Genomic DNA, 14,914 nt, shown 5'->3' with positions numbered 1-14,914 from the left:
CCAGGGTTTGCGGCCAGACGGCCGAGGGATCTGAAGTTGTCATGGTTAGGGCTCCCGGGGACGTGGAACGGTGCGGGCGGGCGGGCCGCAGCCCCTGCGCCACATCGTCATCCGATGCGCGTCAGGGGCCGCGGGCCGCGTGTGCGAACGCGCGGGAGGTCAGACCATGCCGGACTTGACCATGGTGGCGCGCAGGCTGGCGAAGTCGTCGTCGACGAACTTGGCGAACGCATCGCCCGACAGGACGGCGGGCGTCCAGTCGTTCTTCTTGACGGCTTCGGCCCAGCTGGGGGATTTCAGCGCGGCCAGCACCATGTCGGTCAGGGCCTTGCGCTGCGCGGGCGTGATGCCGGGCGCGCCGTAGACGCCGCGCCAGTTGCCGATTTCAACGTCGATGCCCTGCTCCTTGAGCGTGGGCACGTCCACGCCCGGCAGACGCGTGCCGGAGGTCACGGCGATGGCCTTCATCTTGCCGGCCTTGATGTATTCGGCGAACTCGCTGTAGCCGCTGCCGCCCACCGTGACGTTGCCGCCCAGGATGGCCGCCGTGGCCTCACCGCCGCCGCGGAAGGCGACGTAGTTGATCTTGGAAGGATCGGCGCCGACCTTCTGCGCGATCATGGCCGCGGCGATGTGCTCGGTGGAGCCGCGCGAACCGCCGCCCCACTTCACGCTGCCGGGGTCTTTCTTGAGCTGCTCGACCACGTCCTTCATGGTCTTGAAGGGCGAATTGGCCGGCAGCACGAACACGTTGTATTCGCTTGAGAGGCGCGCAATCGGCGTGGCCTGCGACAGGCTGACCGGCGGCTTGCCGGTGATCAGGCCGCCCAGCATCACGGCGCCCATCACCATCAGCGCGTTCGGGTCGCCCTTGGAGCCGTTCACGAATTGGGCCAGGCCCAGCGCGCCGGCGGCGCCGCCCTTGTTGTCGTAGGTCACGGTGTCTGCTGCCTTGGAGTCGGTCAGGGCCTTGCCGAGCGCGCGGCCCGTGGTGTCCCAGCCGCCGCCGGGGTTGGCGGGAATCATCATCTTCACGTTGGCGGCCGCATAGGCCGAGAAGGGCAAGGCACCGGTCGCGGCCAGGGCCGCCATGGATTTGAGAAAGGTATCGCGACGCATGTTGTCTCCTGTGGAATGGGGCGCCCGGGGCGCCCGGATGGCTGGTAACCTGCCTATCATGCACCTCCTGGCTGTCAAACGGCTGTCCGGCGGGACTGGGGAAAGTGCTAATGTCTGGGGCCTGTCAACACGGTGTTTGCAGGCCCTAACCCATGATGCCCACGGTAATGTCCACGGTCAAACTGCTGCTGGTGGAGGACGACGCCTCGATGCAGGCGGCGCTGCAGCGCGCCCTGGGCCGGCGCGGCATGGAGGTGTTCGGCTGCACCGACGGGCGCCAGGCGCTGGCGCAATGGACGGCCACGCAACCCGACGTGGTGGTGCTGGACCTGACGCTGCCCGGCCTGGACGGCCTGCAGGTGCTGGCGCAGGCGCGCGGCATGGGCCTGACGACCCCGGTGCTGATCCTGACGGCCCGCGGCACCGTGGGCGACCGCATCGTCGGCCTGAACACCGGTGCCGACGACTACCTGCCAAAACCCTTCGACCTGGACGAACTGGAAGCGCGGCTGCGCGCGCTGAGCCGGCGCCGCCCCGCGCCCGGCGCGGAACCCGGCGCCGGGCCGCAACTGGCCGGCCACCTGCGCTACGACAGGGAAAGCGGCGCCATCTACCACCGCGACCAGGTGCTGGAACTCACGCCGCGTGAACTCGCCCTGTTGCAGACCCTGATCGCCAAGCTGGGGCACGCGGTGTCCAAGGAGCGCTTGTTCGAATTGGTGTTTCCCGGCGAGACCGACGTGCAATACGAGGCCGTCGAAGTGGTGGTCTATCGCCTGCGCAAAAAACTGGCCCACACCGGCGTCACCCTGGTCACGCTGCGCGGCCTGGGTTACCTGCTGAAAGTGGATGCATGAGCGGCCGCGAGCCCGTGCCGCTGGAGCAGCCCGCCCCCGAGAAAACGGCGATGCCCGAAACCCCGGGCCAGCGGGCCACCTCCCTCAGGCGCTATCTGCTGACCGGCATCCTGATTCCCGTCGGCGTGCTCATCGTCATCAACACCGCCAGCCTGTACCGCCAGGCGCTGGCCGCGGTCAACACCGCCTACGACCGCACCCTGCTGGCCTCGGCCAAGTCCATCGGCGAGCAGCTCGACGTGACCGGCTACGACGAGCAGGCGGAACTGCGCGCCATCGTGCCCTATGCCGCGCTGGAGGCCTTCGAGGCCGACAACCAGAGCCGCCTGTTCTACCGGGTGTCCAGCCTCAAGGGGGAAGTGGTCTCGGGCTTCGCGCAACTGCCTTTCTGGCACGGGGAGATTCCCATGCGCCCGCCCTACTCGGCGCTGGTCGATTTTTACGACGACGTGTTCCGCGAGGAGCCCGTGCGTGTGGCCGTGCTGCTGCAACCCGTGGCCAGCGGCAACGGCCGGGCCATGGCGGTGGTGCAGGTGGCCGAGACGCTGGAGCTGCGCAAGACGCTGGCGCGCAAAATCCTCCTCGACACGCTGTGGCGCCAGGCCATCCTGCTGGCGGTGATAGCGTTGGTGGCGGTAGTGGTCGTGCAGCGCGCCACGCGGCCGGTGCGCCGTCTCAGCGCCGAACTGAAGGCGCGCCCCGAGGGCGACCTGACAGCCATCGCGGCGCCTGATTCGCCGCGCGAATTGCTGCCGCTGATCGAAGCCACCAACCAGGTGATGGGCCGCCTGCAGCACCTGCTGGACAACCAGAAGCGTTTTGTGCGCGACGCGGCGCACCAGCTGCGCACGCCGCTGGCGGTGCTCAAGGTGCAGGTGCAATCGGCGCTGCGCGGCGACATGGAGGCGCGCGACGCGCTCGCCGAAATCAACCAGACCGTGGACCGTGCCACCTTGCTGGCCAACCAGATGCTGGCGCTGGCCAAGGTGGAGCAGTTGCGCCAGCAGGCCGACCTGCAGGCGATTGAGCTGGCGCAGGTGGTGCGCTCGGTGGCGCTGGACCTCTCGCCGCTGATCGCCGAAAAAGACATCGACTTCGAGATTGAGACCGCGCCCGCGCGGGTCAGGTCGCACGAATGGATGCTGGGCGAACTCACGCGCAACCTGCTGCACAACGCCATCAAGCACACACCGGCCGGCGGCACGCTGGCCGTGCGCATCGTGCGCGACGACAACTTTGTCGCGATGACCATCAGCGACAGCGGGCCCGGCGTGTCGGCCGAGCTGTCGGCGCGGCTCTACCAGCCCTTCTCTGCCGGTGACGTGCGCCACGGCTCCGGCCTGGGCTTGGCCATCTGCCGCGAGATCGTCGAGACCATGCACGGCAGCATCACGCTGGAGAACCGCGTGGTGCACGGCCAGGTGACCGGGCTGGACGCGGTGGTCCGCCTGCCCACGACGTGAGCTTGCGGCGCCCTCCTACGCCCCGCGCCGCGCGGTGGTTCAAAATAGCAGTCAATGGATAAATTGCGCATCGACAAATGGCTGTGGGCCGCCCGCTTTTACAAAACCCGCGCGCTCGCGGTCGAGGAAATCGACAAGGGCCGGGTGAAGGTCAATGGCATCGAGGCCAAGCCCGCGCGTGAGGTCAAATCCGGCGACACCGTGTCATTGCGCCAGGGTCCGGTCCATCGCACGGTGGTGGTGCGCGGCATCAGCAACCAGCGCGGCGCGGCCCCGGTGGCCCAGCAGCTCTATGAAGAAACCGAAGAAAGCCTGCGCCTGAAGGCCGAGGCGGCCGAGCAGCGCCGCCTGTCGGGCGATCCGGCCGGCGCCCAGGAGCACGGCCGCCCGACCAAGCGCGACCGCCGCACGCTGGACAAGGCCTGGAACAACCGCTGGAGCGCTTCGGCGGATTAGGCGCTGGCATAGGCGCGCTGCGCCAGGGCCTGGGCCAGCAACGCGGCAGGGTCCACCAGATCCAGCGCCTCCATCCCGGGCACCGCGCTAAGCGCCAGCGGTATCTCGGTGCAGCCGAGCACCAAGGTGGACAGCCCGTGCCGCGAGGCCAGTGCTTCGGCCACACCGGTAAAGCATTCGCGCGCCAAAGCCATGTTGCCCACCTTCACGCCGTCGTAGATGCCGCGCATCAGGCGTTCGCGTTCCCCGGCTTCAGGAATATGGCATTGCAGACCGGCCTGGCGCAGCGCCTGGTCGTAGAGGCCCGCGCGGTAAGTGCCTTCGGTGGCCAGCAGGCCGACTTCCCGCACACCGCGCGCAGCCAGCGTCTGCGCCACCTCACGCGCCACATGCAGCACTTCAAGCTGCGGAAAGCGCTGCTGCAGCTGGCCGTGCCAGGCATGGGCGGTGTTGCAGGCCACAGCCACCGTGGTGGCGCCCAGCGCAGCGAGCTTCCCCATGGCTTGCAGCATCGGGTCAAGCGGCTGGTGGCCGCCCGGGCCGGGCGACTCCAGCGCGTTGCTGCGGTCCGGCACCGGCACCTGGGCCAGCCAGTGCTCCGGAAACCCTTGGTCCGACACCGGGATGCCCAGCAGGCGCATGCGGTCCGCGCAGGCCTGGACAAACAGGCGGGCGAAGTCCGCGCCGGCAGCCGGCCCCATGCCGCCCAGGATGCCGACCACGCGGGTTCTGTTCATGTCGTGCCTTTCAGTGCTTGAGTACCGGGAAGCAAAAATCCGGGCGAACGCCGGCCGCCTGGAGCCTCGGGGCTCCTGACCAGGTCTTGTTTTAAGGGGGAAGGACTGCCGGCCCGAATAGAGCGCGGCAGAGGATGACGTGCAAGCCATCAGCGGGGAGCGGCGCAGCGGCGCTCCCCGCGCGGGGACTTACATCGCCGGCTTGTCGCTCAGCGCCTTGAGGTTGGCCTTGAGGTCTTCACTCATGGGCAGGTTCAGGTTCACGCCCTTGGGAGGAATCGGCGAGGTGAACCACTTGGCGTACATCTTGGCGAAATCACCGGACTTGATCAGGCGGATGATGGTGCCGTCGACCAGTTTCTTGAACTCGGGGTCGTCCTTGCGCAGCATGCAGGCATAGGGCTCGACTTGCAGCGAGTCGCCCACGACTTCCAGCGACGCGGGGTCTTTGGAATTGGCTCTCAGGCCGAACAGCAGGATGTCGTCCATGGCGAAAGCCACGGCGCGGTCGTTCTCGACCAGCAGCAACGAATCGTCGTGGTCCTTGCCGAGGATCAGCTGCATGTCCAGCTTTTTGTCGGCGCTGTACTTGCGGATCACCTGGGCATTGGTGGTGCCGGTGGTGCTGGCTACCGTTTTCTTGGCCAGGTCGGCGTAGTTCTTGATGCCGGACGATTTTTTGACCAGCAGGCGCGTGCCGGTGTAGAAATGGTTGATGGCGAAAGCCACGTCCTTGCCGCGCGCGGTGTTGTTGGTGGTGGAGCCGCACTCGATGTCATAGGTGCCGTTGACCAGCAGCGGGATGCGGTTCTGCGAGGTCACGGGCATGTAGGCGACTTCAAGGTTGGGCTTCTTCACCTTCTTGCGCACGTCGTCGATGATGGCTTCAGTCAGTTCCGCGGAAAACCCGATGGAGGTCTTGGACCCGATCAGGTAGCTGAAGGGCACGGATGCCTCGCGGTAAGACACAGTGATCTTGTTGCTGTCGGCGATCTTCTTCAGCGTCGGCACGGTCTGCGCACCTGCGGTGGTGGCCAGGCCGGCTGTCAGCAGCACGGCGGTCATGAGTGTCGAGAATTTCATGCTTGTCCTTTCGGGGGCAGTAGGTGGGTAGTTTCGGGAAACCGGAAAACTAGGAAACTGGCATCGCTAGTGTAGGAACACGAGCACGATACGTGCCATTCATTTTCGCGGCAAACCCATGACAAAAACTCATGGTTTACCCAGAACGGCTTTCGCCCTCCCGGCAAAGGCATAACCGCAGGTCATGGCCGTGGGCGAATTCAGCATTGTTCAAACGCGCGCGCGCTGCGTACAGTGGCGCTCATTGAATCGACAACAAAGGTTTTTATGCATGTGTGTGTGCTTGGTGCGGGCATCGTGGGACTGGCAAGCGCCTACAGCTTGCGCCGCGCCGGCCATGAAGTCACGGTGGTGGACCGCGCCAGCCCCGGCGGCGGCGCCAGCGGCGGCAACGGCGCCCAGTTGAGCTATTCCTACGTCCAGCCGCTGGCCGACCCGGGCATCTGGCGCCAACTGCCCAAGCTGCTGCTGTCGCCCTCCTCGCCCCTGAAGCTGCGCCCGCGCCTGGACCTGCGCCAGTGGCTGTGGGGCCTGCAGTTCCTGGCCGCGTGCAACAGCAAGACTTCGCGGGACACCACGGGCCAGTTGCTGTCGCTGGCGGCGCTGAGCCGCCAGTCCTTCGATGCGATGATGGCCGAGGAAAAACTGGACTGCGATTTCTCCGCCACCGGCAAGCTGGTGCTGTTTTCGAATGAGGACGCGTTCGCGGGCGCCCAGCGGCAAATGCTGTTGCAGCGCGAACTGGGCAGCAGCCAGGAAGCCGTCAACGCCGACCGCTGTGTCGAGATCGAGCCCGCGCTGAAGAGCCGCCACGCGCAGATCGCCGGCGCCATCTATACACCGGGCGAATGCGCGGCCGACTGCCAGAAGACCTGCGACGGCCTGTTCGTGGTGCTCAAGCGTATGGGCGTGCGGTTTTTGCTGGACACCCCGGTCCAGCAGCTGGTGCAGAGCGGCAACGCCATCGCCGCCGTCGCCACACCGCAAGGCCACATCGAAGCCGACCGCTTCGTGATGGCGCTGGGCGCGGGCTCGGCGCTGATGGCCCGGAGCCTGGGCCTGCTCCTGCCGGTCTACCCACTCAAGGGCTACAGCATCACGGTGGACGTCGCGCCCGAAACCGGTGCGGCGCCGTCGGTCAGCGTGACCGACAGCGCCCGCAAGGTGGTGTTCGCCCGCATCGGCTCACGCCTGCGCGTGGCCGGCATGGCCGAACTCTCGGGTTATGACATGGCCGTGGACCCGGCGCAGATCGCGTCGCTGAAAGCCTCGACACAGACCGTTTTCCCTGCCTGCAGCCGCTTTGACGAATTGAACCCCTGGGCCGGCATGCGCCCGGCCACGCCCACCGGCCTGCCGGTGACAGGCAGGCACGCCAAAGGCCCGGACAACCTGCTGTTCAATACCGGCCACGGCGCGCTGGGTTTTACCCTGGCGTTTGGTTCGGCGCAGCGCATCAGCCGCATGATCGCGCGCTGACCGGCGCCCGCCCCGCGCTCAAGCTCGCTGCGTCAAGGCCTGCTGGAAGCAGCGCACAAAAGCCCTGACCGCCACCGAGCCGGGCTTGCCGGCCGGCAGCAGGGCCTTGATGGGCACGGGGATCAGCGGCTCCAGTTCCAGCACGTCCACCTTCGCCAGGTCGGCCGAGACCGCCGTGCAAGTGTCGATCACGGCAATACCCAGCCCATGGTGGGCCAGCGCCAGCGCCGAATGGTAAGTCTGCACGGTGATGTGGAATTCCAGGCCCACGCCGGCCTCGCGGCAGGCCTGGTTGAGGCTGCGGCCCACCGGGTCCAGCACGTCCAGCCCGACCACGGGCACCTTGGTCAGGTCGGCCAGCGTGACGCTGCCGCGCTTGACCAAGCGCGCGGGCAGCATGCCCTTGGGTGCCACGCACACCATTCGGCCGTCGGCCAGGTGCTCCTGTGCCAGTGCGGAATGCGCGACCGGGCTGAAGAGGAAGCCGACGTCGGCCTCCTGCAAGGCGAGTGCCGAAACGATTTGCGGCGAATGCAGGGCCTGCAAGGTGATGGCCACGTCGGCATGCTTGACGCGAAACAGCTTGATGGCGTGCGGCAGGATTTCATAGCTCAGCGCCAGCACCGTGAGGATGCGCAGCTCTTTGGCGCTGTCGCCGGTCTTGAGGTTGGCCGCCAGTCGCTGTACCTCGTCGAGCTGCGCGAACAGGCGCTCGATGTGCGGGTACAGCGTCAGCGCTTCGGAGGTCGGCGTCAGCCGGCCCTTGCTGCGCTGGAACAGTGCAAAGCCCAGTTGCAACTCGGCATGCTGCAGGATGCGGCTGACGGCCGGCTGCGTGACGTTGATCAGTCGGGCCGCCCCGCTCACGCTGCCCGTCAGCATGACGGCGTTAAAGACTTCGATGTGGCGCAGGCGCATGGTGAATTCCGTATTCTTGTTTGGCGGGCAACACGGCGGATTATGGCGAACGCGGTTTTTTGGCCCGCCTCGCTTCGTACCGGCGATTCATCCGGAGCGGCTTGGGCATTATTCACGCTTTGTTTCAAAATCACGGGCTCACGTTTTTCCCGAGTCGCAAACAGGCATTCGCTCAGTAAACTGCGGCCTACTCTTTCGTATCTGGATCCCCAAGCCGCATGCGCCTCAGAATCTACCTGGTTGAAGACAGCCCCGTCATCCGCGACAGCCTCGCGGAATGGCTGGAAGAGCTGGCGCGCGCCCGGGTCGTCGGCTGGGCCAGCACTGAGGACGAGGCCGTCCAATGGCTGAACCAGAACAAGGGTTCGTGGGACCTCGCCATCGTGGACATGTTCCTGCTCAAGGGCAGCGGCCTGGGTGTGGTGATGAACTGCCGCGAGCGGGACTTGCGGCAAAAAGTGATTGTGCTCACCAACTACGCGACGCCCGCCGTGCGCGAACGCTGCCTGGCCATAGGCGCCGATGCGGTGTTCGACAAATCCAACGAGATTGAGGAATTCACCCGCTACGCGCTTGAAGAAGTCGAGCGGGTGGCGGGCTCCACGCAGTGGTGATGCGCCCGGGCAAGGTTAGGAAGCAGCCGCCGCGCCCAGCAGCCAGTCCCTGAAAATGCGCATGCCCGCCGTGGCCCGCCGCGATTTCAGCCGCGTGAGCCAGTAGCCGCCGGTTTCGATGTGCACCGCGAAGGGCCGCACCAGGCGCCCTCCCTGCAACTCGCGCGCGAACATGTTCACCGGCAACAGCGCCACACCCGCGCCCTGCGCAGCCGCCTCGGCCATGGTCAGGGAAGAATCAAACACCACGCCCCTGACCAGCGGGCAGTCGACGCCGGCCGCGGCGAACCAGCACGCCCACTCATCGGACCGGTAAGAACGCAAAAGCAGTTCTTTCGCCAGGTCGGCAGGCGCGCGCAGGCGCTGGGCGATCGCGGGCGAACACACGGCTGACAGCGGCGCCACCATCAGGGGCTCGGCCTCGGTGCCATGCCAGGCGCCGTCGCCGAAGCGAATCGCGTAGTCCAGCCCCTCTCCGGCCAGGTCGACCCGGTTGTTGTTGGTGAAGAGGCGAAAGTCGATGAAAGGATGGGCCTGCTGGAAATCCCGCAGGCGCGGAATCAGCCAGCCCACGGCGAATGTGCCGACGGCGCCCACCGTCAGCACTTCACGGAATTTCCCGTCCCTGAACTGCTCCAGCACCGAGCCCATGCGGCCGAAGGACTCCGCCAGCACCGGCAGCAAGGCCAGGCCCTCGTCGGTCAGCGCCAAGCCGCGCGGCAGGCGGCGGAACAAGGACACGCCCATACGCTCCTCGAGGTTCTTCACATGCTGGCTGATCGCCGTTTGCGTCACGTTCAGTTCGTCGGCAGCGCGGGTAAAACTCAGGTGCCGGGCCGACACCTCAAAAGCGCGCAAGGCGTTGAGAGGAAGGTGCATTGTGTTTAAGCCCCAGATTTACTTATGGCTAGCCTTGATTATTGCCGATTGTTTGATTGGCGGCCTGTTGTTATCGTCGCGGCCTTGTTCATCAATTTTTAGAAGAAAGCACATGCAAAGACGGCAATTTTCAGGCGCATTGAGCGGGCTCGCGCTTGCAACGGCTTTATCCAGTTACACCCAGAAATCATTGGGTGCAAGCAACACACCCGCAACCGCCAACTCGGTCACCGTCACCCGGCGCCTGGCCGCCATCGAGAAAGCCAGCGGCGGCCGGCTGGGCGTTTCCATCCTCGACACGGCCAGCGGCGCGGCCTACGGCTACCGCGCCGCAGAGCGCTTTCCGATGTGCAGCACCTTCAAGCTGCTGGCGGCGGCCCTGGTGCTGCATCGCGTGGACACCGGCCAGGAGCAACTCGAACGAAGAGTCCCCATCGCCGCCGGCGACATCCTGCCCCACTCGCCCACGACGCAGCAGCACATCGGCCCGCAAGGCCTGCCTATGGCCGCGCTGTGCGAGGCGACCATCACCCTCAGCGACAACGCGGCCGCCAACCTGATGCTGGCGAGCTTCGGCGGCCCGGCGGGACTTACCGCCTACCTGCGCAGCCTGGGGGACAAGGTGACGCGGCTGGACCGCAACGAGCCCGACCTCAACGAAGCCACGCCCGGCGACCCAAGGGACACCACGACGCCCGAAGCCATGCTGGCCACGATGCAGAAGATCACGCTGGGTTCGGCCCTGTCGGATGCATCGCGCAAACAGATCGTGCAATGGCTGCAAGGCAACAAGACCGGCGACCAACGCCTGCGCGCCCTGCTGCCGGCAGGCTGGCGTGTCGGCGACAAGACAGGGTCCGGCGCGCGCGGCTCCACCAACGACGTCGGCCTGCTGTGGCCGCCCGGCGGCCGCGCACCGCTGCTGGTCGCCGCCTACCTCACGCAGACGAAGCAAGCGGCCGCGCAACGCGATGCCACGCTTGCCAGGGTGGGCCAGCTTGCGGCGTCCTTGGTTCCATGAGTTTTTGACGGACGCAAAAAAGCCGCCCGAAGGCGGCTTTTTATACTGGCGGAAACGGAGGGATTCGAACCCTCGATGAGGCTCTACACCCCATACTCCCTTAGCAGGGGAGCACCTTCGGCCACTCGGTCACGTTTCCAATAAATCGATTATCTCACGACTTGCCGGCCATTTTCAGATGGATGGCTGGTCCAGGTCAAAAGCCTTGTGCAGGGCGCGCACGGCGAGCTCCATGTATTTCTCGTCGATGACGACGGAAGTCTTGATTTCGCTGGTGGAAATCATCTGGATGTTGATGCCCTCTTCGCTCAGCACGCGGAACATCTTGCTGGCGATGCCCACGTGGCTGCGCATGCCGATGCCGACGATGCTGACCTTGCAGATCTTGGCGTCGCCGGTGACTTCCTGCGCGCCCAGCTTGGGAACGACCTGGGTTTTCAGCAGGTCGACGGCCTTGGCGTAGTCGTTGCGGTGAACGGTGAAGCTGAAGTCGGTCTTGCCGTCCTTGCTGATGTTCTGGATGATGACGTCGACTTCGATGTTGGCGTCGGCCACGGCGCCCAGGATCTGGTAGGCGATGCCGGGGGTGTCGGGCACGCCGAGCACGGAGATTTTGGCTTCATCGCGGTTGAATGCGATGCCCGATACGATGGCTTGTTCCATGTTTTCGTCTTCCTCAAAGCTGATCAAAGTGCCTGACTTGGCTTCTTCGTTGATGTCGATGTCCCATTCGGTGAAGCTGGACAGCACGCGCAGCGGCACCTTGTATTTGCCGGCGAATTCCACCGAGCGGATCTGCAGCACCTTGGAGCCCATGGAGGCCATCTCCAGCATCTCCTCGAAGCTCACGGTTTGCAGGCGGCGCGCCTCGGGCACCACGCGCGGGTCGGTGGTGTAGACGCCGTCGACGTCGGTGTAGATCAGGCATTCGTGCGCCTTGAGCGCCGCGGCGATGGCGACCGCCGAGGTGTCGGAGCCGCCGCGGCCCAGCGTGGTGACGTTACCACCCTCGTCCACGCCCTGGAAGCCGGTGATGATGACGACCTTGCCGGCATTGAGGTCGCCGCGCACGCGTTCGTCGTCGATGGATTCGATGCGGGCCTTGGTGTAGGCGTTGTTGGTCTTGATGGTGACCTGCCAGCCGGCGTAGCTCACAGCCTGCATGCCCTCGGCCTGCAGCGCAATCGCCAGCAGCGCGCTCGAGGCCTGCTCGCCGGTGGCGGCCAGGGCGTCGAGTTCGCGGCTGTAGGCGTCGCCGGCCTTGGCGGGCGCCAGCTCTTTAGCCAGGCCCAGCAGGCGGTTGGTTTCGCCACTCATGGCGCTGGGAACGACGACCATCTGGTGGCCGGCCCGTGCCCACTTGGCCACGCGTTTGGCCACGTTGCGGATGCGCTCGGTCGAGCCCATCGACGTGCCGCCGTATTTATGAACGATCAATGCCATTGCAGGATGTCAATCAGGAAGTTGGTTTGGGACCCGGGCATCGATTTTATGGATGCCCTTTGCAGGTGGATTCAATCGGCCCGTAGAGAGCCTGCCCCGCCAGCAAAGCCTTCAATTATACCCAGGCCTACTACCTGGTTAGGCCGGCTTATCCGCGGCGGCGCTGTACTGCAGCACCGCGCCGGCCCGCGTGACATGGCCCGTCGCCACCTTCAGATGAATGCGGTGGCCGCGCGTCGTGCAGGCGGCGACCTGCGACAGCAATTGATCCAGCTGCGCGGCGCTCGGCGTGGCGCCGTGGGAATCCAGCAGCCAATGGCGCAGCACGTTGGCCTGGCGCGGCGCGGACAGCGCCCGCAGTGCTTCAAGGACCGGCGGCACACCGACGCGCGCCAGGTCTTCGCGGGCGACTTCAAGCAGCAAGGCCTGCGCCTGGGCGGCATGCTGGGCGCTGCGCGCAAAGGTTTCGCGGAACTGCGGGAAGGACTCGGCCAGCGCCGGCAGCAGGCGCGCGCGGATGCGGTTGCGCGTGTAGCGCTCATCGGTGTTGGTCGGATCGTCGACGAAGGGGATTTGCTGCTCCACCAGCCAGCCGCGCAGGGCCGCCGCGGGCACCTGCAGCAACGGACGCAGGAACAGCACGCCGCCGCGCTCAAAACGCGCGGCCATCGAGGCCAGGCCCGGCAGGCCCGCGCCGCGGCTCAAAGCCAGCAACAAAGTCTCGACCTGGTCGTCGGCGTGCTGGCCGAGCAGCACCGCATTGAGTTTTTTGCCTGTCGCAGCCTGTGCCAGGGCGGCGTAACGCGCCAGCCGCGCGGCATCTTCGGGACTCTGGCCGGCCGCATTGCCGGCCTGCACGCGCAGCACTTCAAGCGGGACGTTCAGGCGCGCGCAAGTGGCCTCGCACACGCGCACAAATTCCTCGGCAGCGGCCTGCAGGCCGTGGTGGATGTGCAAGGCCGTGACCTGCCCCGGCCAGCGCTGCGCGGCCGCCAGCAGCAGGGCCGTGGAATCGGCTCCGCCGCTGTAGGCGACGCCGAGCGGAAAAACGGGATCAAGGGAATCCAGCGCGGCGAGCGCCGGGTTGGGATGGCTCACGCCGCGCCCGGCGTGCACGCCGGTAGCGGCTTACTTGGCGTCGGCCTTGGTGTCGGTGAAACGGCCATAACTTTGCAGGCGCTCGTAGCGGCGGTCCAGCAGTTCCTTGACCTTCAGGTCGCTGACTTGGCGGAAGGCGTCGTTGAGGGCGCGCTTGAGGAAGGCCGCCATCTGCTTGTGGTCGCGGTGGGCGCCGCCCACGGGCTCGTTGACGATCTTGTCGATCACGCCCAGGGCCTTGAGCCGGTGCGCGGTGATGCCCAGCGCCTCGGCGGCTTCCTGCGCCTTGTCGGAAGTCTTCCAGAGGATGGAGGCGCAGCCCTCGGGGCTGATGACGGAATAGATCGAGTACTGCAGCATCACGACCTGGTCGGCCACCGAAATGGCGAGCGCGCCGCCGGAGCCGCCCTCGCCGATGATGGTGGTGATGATGGGCACTTCAAGCTGCGCCATCTCGAAGATGTTGCGGCCGATTGCCTCGGACTGGCCGCGCTCCTCCGCGTCAATGCCGGGATAGGCGCCGGGCGTGTCGACGAAAGTGAAGACCGGCAGCTTGAACTTCTCGGCGGTTTTCATCAGGCGCAGCGCCTTGCGATAGCCCTCGGGCTTGGTCATGCCGAAGTTGCGCAGGCCGCGCTCTTTCGTGTCGCGGCCCTTCTGGTGGCCCAGCACCACGCAAGCAGTGCCGTTAAAGCGGGCCAGGCCGCCAACGATGGAGAGGTCGTCGGCGAAGTGCCGGTCGCCGTGCAGTTCCACAAAATCGGTGAAGATTTCGTTGATGTAGTCCAGGGTGTAGGGGCGCTCGGCGTGGCGGGCGATCTTGGTGATCTGCCAGGGCGTCAGGTCGCTGTAGATGTCTTTGGTGAGTTGCTGGCTCTTTTTGGCCAGCTGGTCGATTTCTTCGGAAATATCGACGGCCGACTCGGTCTGGACGTAGCGCAGTTCTTCAATTTTTCCTTCGAGCTCCGCGATCGGTTGCTCGAAATCAAGGAAGGTCTTCTTCGCCATGTGCTGCTCCTCAGGGCTTCTTGAAACTTAAATCTGCTCGGTGCCGGCTGCGGCACCCAGGACCGGTAATGGGTCCAAAGAGCGCCAAATATACCAAGTTGCGACACTGCAGTACGGCGCCCAGGCGGCGGCCACCTCGCGCGCGTCGCTGCGGCTGACCGATTCGCCGGAAAAATAGTTCTGGCTGATGCCGCTGATCAGGCCGACGTCGTCCAGCGGCAGGACGTTGGGGCGCATCAGGTAGAAGATCAAAAACATCTCGGCCGTCCAGCGGCCTATGCCGCGAATGGCCACCAGCTCGGCGATGATGGCTTCGTCGTCCATGGACTGCCAGTCCTTCACGTGCACCGTGCCGGCGTCGAAGTGGATGGCCAGGTCGACCAGGTATTCGACCTTGCGCGCGCTCAGGCCCGCAGCCCGCATGTCGTCGACCTTGAGCCTGAGCACGTTGGCCGGCGTCACCTTCTTGGGCAGGACCTCGAAGCGGCGCCAGACGGTCTGCGCGGCCTTGACCGAGATCTGCTGCCCGACGATGCTGCGCGCCAGCGTGCCGAAGGCGTCGCCCCGCGCCTGCAGGCAGGCGTCGCCGAATTGCGGGATCAGGCGCTTCATGACCCGGTCTTTCTTGACCAGGTGCTTGCAGGCCTCGGCCCAATAAGCCGGCACCACGACCGCGGGGCCGGGCACCTCGGCCAGCTCGGCGCTGGCGGGGCCGCTCTTGACGACCTGTTTCATGGCG

Annotated in this window: 15 protein-coding genes and 1 tRNA gene; 6 read left to right on the top strand and 10 right to left on the bottom strand. The window is 66.0% G+C overall.

The genetic code is table 11. From position 1 onward, the window contains the following. Window positions 1-159 precede the first annotated feature (159 nt). A complete protein-coding gene (locus ACLV8F_RS12390; protein WP_411884519.1) occupies window positions 160-1,119 on the bottom strand; it encodes a Bug family tripartite tricarboxylate transporter substrate binding protein in 960 nt (319 codons plus the stop codon). A gap of 152 nt (window positions 1,120-1,271) precedes the next feature. Between ACLV8F_RS12390 and ACLV8F_RS12385 the strand changes: the two genes are divergently transcribed. From ACLV8F_RS12385 to ACLV8F_RS12375, 3 genes are read left to right on the top strand one after another with little or no spacing between them, the layout of a single operon-like run. Beyond that, complete coding sequence (locus tag ACLV8F_RS12385) at window positions 1,272-1,976, top strand: response regulator transcription factor (RefSeq protein ID WP_411884518.1); 705 nt, start codon at window positions 1,272-1,274, stop codon at window positions 1,974-1,976. A gap of 50 nt (window positions 1,977-2,026) precedes the next feature. Further along, a complete protein-coding gene (locus ACLV8F_RS12380) occupies window positions 2,027-3,439 on the top strand; it encodes a sensor histidine kinase (RefSeq protein ID WP_411884523.1) in 1,413 nt (470 codons plus the stop codon). Window positions 3,440-3,493: 54 nt separating this feature from the next. Further along, on the top strand, window positions 3,494-3,895 hold the full coding sequence (locus ACLV8F_RS12375) for an RNA-binding S4 domain-containing protein (protein WP_411884517.1): 402 nt from the start codon (window positions 3,494-3,496) through the stop codon (window positions 3,893-3,895). Here the strand turns inward: ACLV8F_RS12375 and ACLV8F_RS12370 are convergent. Both ACLV8F_RS12370 and ACLV8F_RS12365 read right to left on the bottom strand, forming a co-directional pair. Continuing rightward, a complete protein-coding gene (locus tag ACLV8F_RS12370) occupies window positions 3,892-4,632 on the bottom strand; it encodes an aspartate/glutamate racemase family protein (protein WP_411884516.1) in 741 nt (246 codons plus the stop codon). The two genes, ACLV8F_RS12375 and ACLV8F_RS12370, sit on opposite strands and share 4 nt — an antisense overlap. 189 nt (window positions 4,633-4,821) lie before the next feature. Next, the gene (locus ACLV8F_RS12365) at window positions 4,822-5,715 is read right to left on the bottom strand and encodes a transporter substrate-binding domain-containing protein (protein ID WP_411884515.1); all 894 of its coding nucleotides are present in this window, start codon (window positions 5,713-5,715) and stop codon (window positions 4,822-4,824) included. Between the two features lie 267 nt (window positions 5,716-5,982). Here ACLV8F_RS12365 and ACLV8F_RS12360 point away from each other — a divergent pair, with 267 nt between their 5' ends. Beyond that, window positions 5,983-7,194 carry a D-amino acid dehydrogenase gene (locus ACLV8F_RS12360; protein ID WP_411884514.1) on the top strand — a complete coding sequence of 404 codons (1,212 nt, stop codon included), beginning with the start codon at window positions 5,983-5,985 and terminating at the stop codon, window positions 7,192-7,194. An 18-nt stretch (window positions 7,195-7,212) separates the two neighbouring features. Here ACLV8F_RS12360 and ACLV8F_RS12355 read toward each other — a convergent pair whose 3' ends face one another. Next, window positions 7,213-8,112: a LysR family transcriptional regulator gene (locus ACLV8F_RS12355; RefSeq protein WP_411884513.1), complete on the bottom strand. Its 900-nt coding sequence runs from the start codon at window positions 8,110-8,112 to the stop codon at window positions 7,213-7,215. A gap of 218 nt (window positions 8,113-8,330) precedes the next feature. Here ACLV8F_RS12355 and ACLV8F_RS12350 point away from each other — a divergent pair, with 218 nt between their 5' ends. After that, entirely contained in the window at window positions 8,331-8,726 is a 396-nt protein-coding gene (locus ACLV8F_RS12350; protein ID WP_411879031.1) for a response regulator transcription factor, read from the top strand. Between the two features lie 15 nt (window positions 8,727-8,741). Here ACLV8F_RS12350 and ACLV8F_RS12345 read toward each other — a convergent pair whose 3' ends face one another. Next, window positions 8,742-9,605 carry a LysR substrate-binding domain-containing protein gene (locus ACLV8F_RS12345; protein ID WP_411884512.1) on the bottom strand — a complete coding sequence of 288 codons (864 nt, stop codon included), beginning with the start codon at window positions 9,603-9,605 and terminating at the stop codon, window positions 8,742-8,744. 112 nt (window positions 9,606-9,717) lie between these two features. Between ACLV8F_RS12345 and bla the strand changes: the two genes are divergently transcribed. Further along, window positions 9,718-10,626 (top strand): class A beta-lactamase, encoded by a 909-nt coding sequence (gene bla / locus ACLV8F_RS12340; protein WP_411884511.1) that lies wholly within the window; start codon window positions 9,718-9,720, stop codon window positions 10,624-10,626. Between the two features lie 46 nt (window positions 10,627-10,672). Here the strand turns inward: bla and ACLV8F_RS12335 are convergent. The 5 genes from ACLV8F_RS12335 to ACLV8F_RS12315 form a co-directional block, all read right to left on the bottom strand. Beyond that, window positions 10,673-10,765, bottom strand: a tRNA-Ser gene (locus tag ACLV8F_RS12335). A gap of 35 nt (window positions 10,766-10,800) precedes the next feature. Beyond that, window positions 10,801-12,069 (bottom strand): aspartate kinase, encoded by a 1,269-nt coding sequence (locus ACLV8F_RS12330; RefSeq protein ID WP_411884510.1) that lies wholly within the window; start codon window positions 12,067-12,069, stop codon window positions 10,801-10,803. A 138-nt stretch (window positions 12,070-12,207) separates the two neighbouring features. Continuing rightward, window positions 12,208-13,167, bottom strand: coding sequence for a tRNA lysidine(34) synthetase TilS (gene tilS / locus ACLV8F_RS12325; protein WP_411884509.1), 960 nt, complete (start codon window positions 13,165-13,167; stop codon window positions 12,208-12,210). 30 nt (window positions 13,168-13,197) lie between these two features. Further along, window positions 13,198-14,175 carry an acetyl-CoA carboxylase carboxyltransferase subunit alpha gene (locus ACLV8F_RS12320; protein WP_411879026.1) on the bottom strand — a complete coding sequence of 326 codons (978 nt, stop codon included), beginning with the start codon at window positions 14,173-14,175 and terminating at the stop codon, window positions 13,198-13,200. A gap of 27 nt (window positions 14,176-14,202) precedes the next feature. Beyond that, window positions 14,203-14,910, bottom strand: coding sequence for a DNA-3-methyladenine glycosylase family protein (locus ACLV8F_RS12315; protein WP_411884508.1), 708 nt, complete (start codon window positions 14,908-14,910; stop codon window positions 14,203-14,205). Window positions 14,911-14,914: the final 4 nt, after the last annotated feature.

Origin of the sequence: Polaromonas sp. YR568, assembly GCF_943369675.1 — a bacterium.
GTDB lineage: Bacteria > Pseudomonadota > Gammaproteobacteria > Burkholderiales > Burkholderiaceae_C > Polaromonas.
The sequence above is the reverse complement of the archived record's forward strand: the minus strand, read 5'-3'. Positions and strand labels throughout refer to the sequence as shown.

Coding starts and splice junctions, on each gene's coding strand:
- ACLV8F_RS12390 (WP_411884519.1), bottom strand. CDS start 1,119: ATGCGTCGCGATACCTTTCTCAAATCCATGGCGGCCCTGGCCGCGACC.
- ACLV8F_RS12385 (WP_411884518.1), top strand. CDS start 1,272: ATGATGCCCACGGTAATGTCCACGGTCAAACTGCTGCTGGTGGAGGAC.
- ACLV8F_RS12380 (WP_411884523.1), top strand. CDS start 2,027: ATGCCCGAAACCCCGGGCCAGCGGGCCACCTCCCTCAGGCGCTATCTG.
- ACLV8F_RS12375 (WP_411884517.1), top strand. CDS start 3,494: ATGGATAAATTGCGCATCGACAAATGGCTGTGGGCCGCCCGCTTTTAC.
- ACLV8F_RS12370 (WP_411884516.1), bottom strand. CDS start 4,632: ATGAACAGAACCCGCGTGGTCGGCATCCTGGGCGGCATGGGGCCGGCT.
- ACLV8F_RS12365 (WP_411884515.1), bottom strand. CDS start 5,715: ATGAAATTCTCGACACTCATGACCGCCGTGCTGCTGACAGCCGGCCTG.
- ACLV8F_RS12360 (WP_411884514.1), top strand. CDS start 5,983: ATGCATGTGTGTGTGCTTGGTGCGGGCATCGTGGGACTGGCAAGCGCC.
- ACLV8F_RS12355 (WP_411884513.1), bottom strand. CDS start 8,112: ATGCGCCTGCGCCACATCGAAGTCTTTAACGCCGTCATGCTGACGGGC.
- ACLV8F_RS12350 (WP_411879031.1), top strand. CDS start 8,331: ATGCGCCTCAGAATCTACCTGGTTGAAGACAGCCCCGTCATCCGCGAC.
- ACLV8F_RS12345 (WP_411884512.1), bottom strand. CDS start 9,605: ATGCACCTTCCTCTCAACGCCTTGCGCGCTTTTGAGGTGTCGGCCCGG.
- bla (WP_411884511.1), top strand. CDS start 9,718: ATGCAAAGACGGCAATTTTCAGGCGCATTGAGCGGGCTCGCGCTTGCA.
- ACLV8F_RS12330 (WP_411884510.1), bottom strand. CDS start 12,069: ATGGCATTGATCGTTCATAAATACGGCGGCACGTCGATGGGCTCGACC.
- ACLV8F_RS12320 (WP_411879026.1), bottom strand. CDS start 14,175: ATGGCGAAGAAGACCTTCCTTGATTTCGAGCAACCGATCGCGGAGCTC.
- ACLV8F_RS12315 (WP_411884508.1), bottom strand. CDS start 14,910: ATGAAACAGGTCGTCAAGAGCGGCCCCGCCAGCGCCGAGCTGGCCGAG.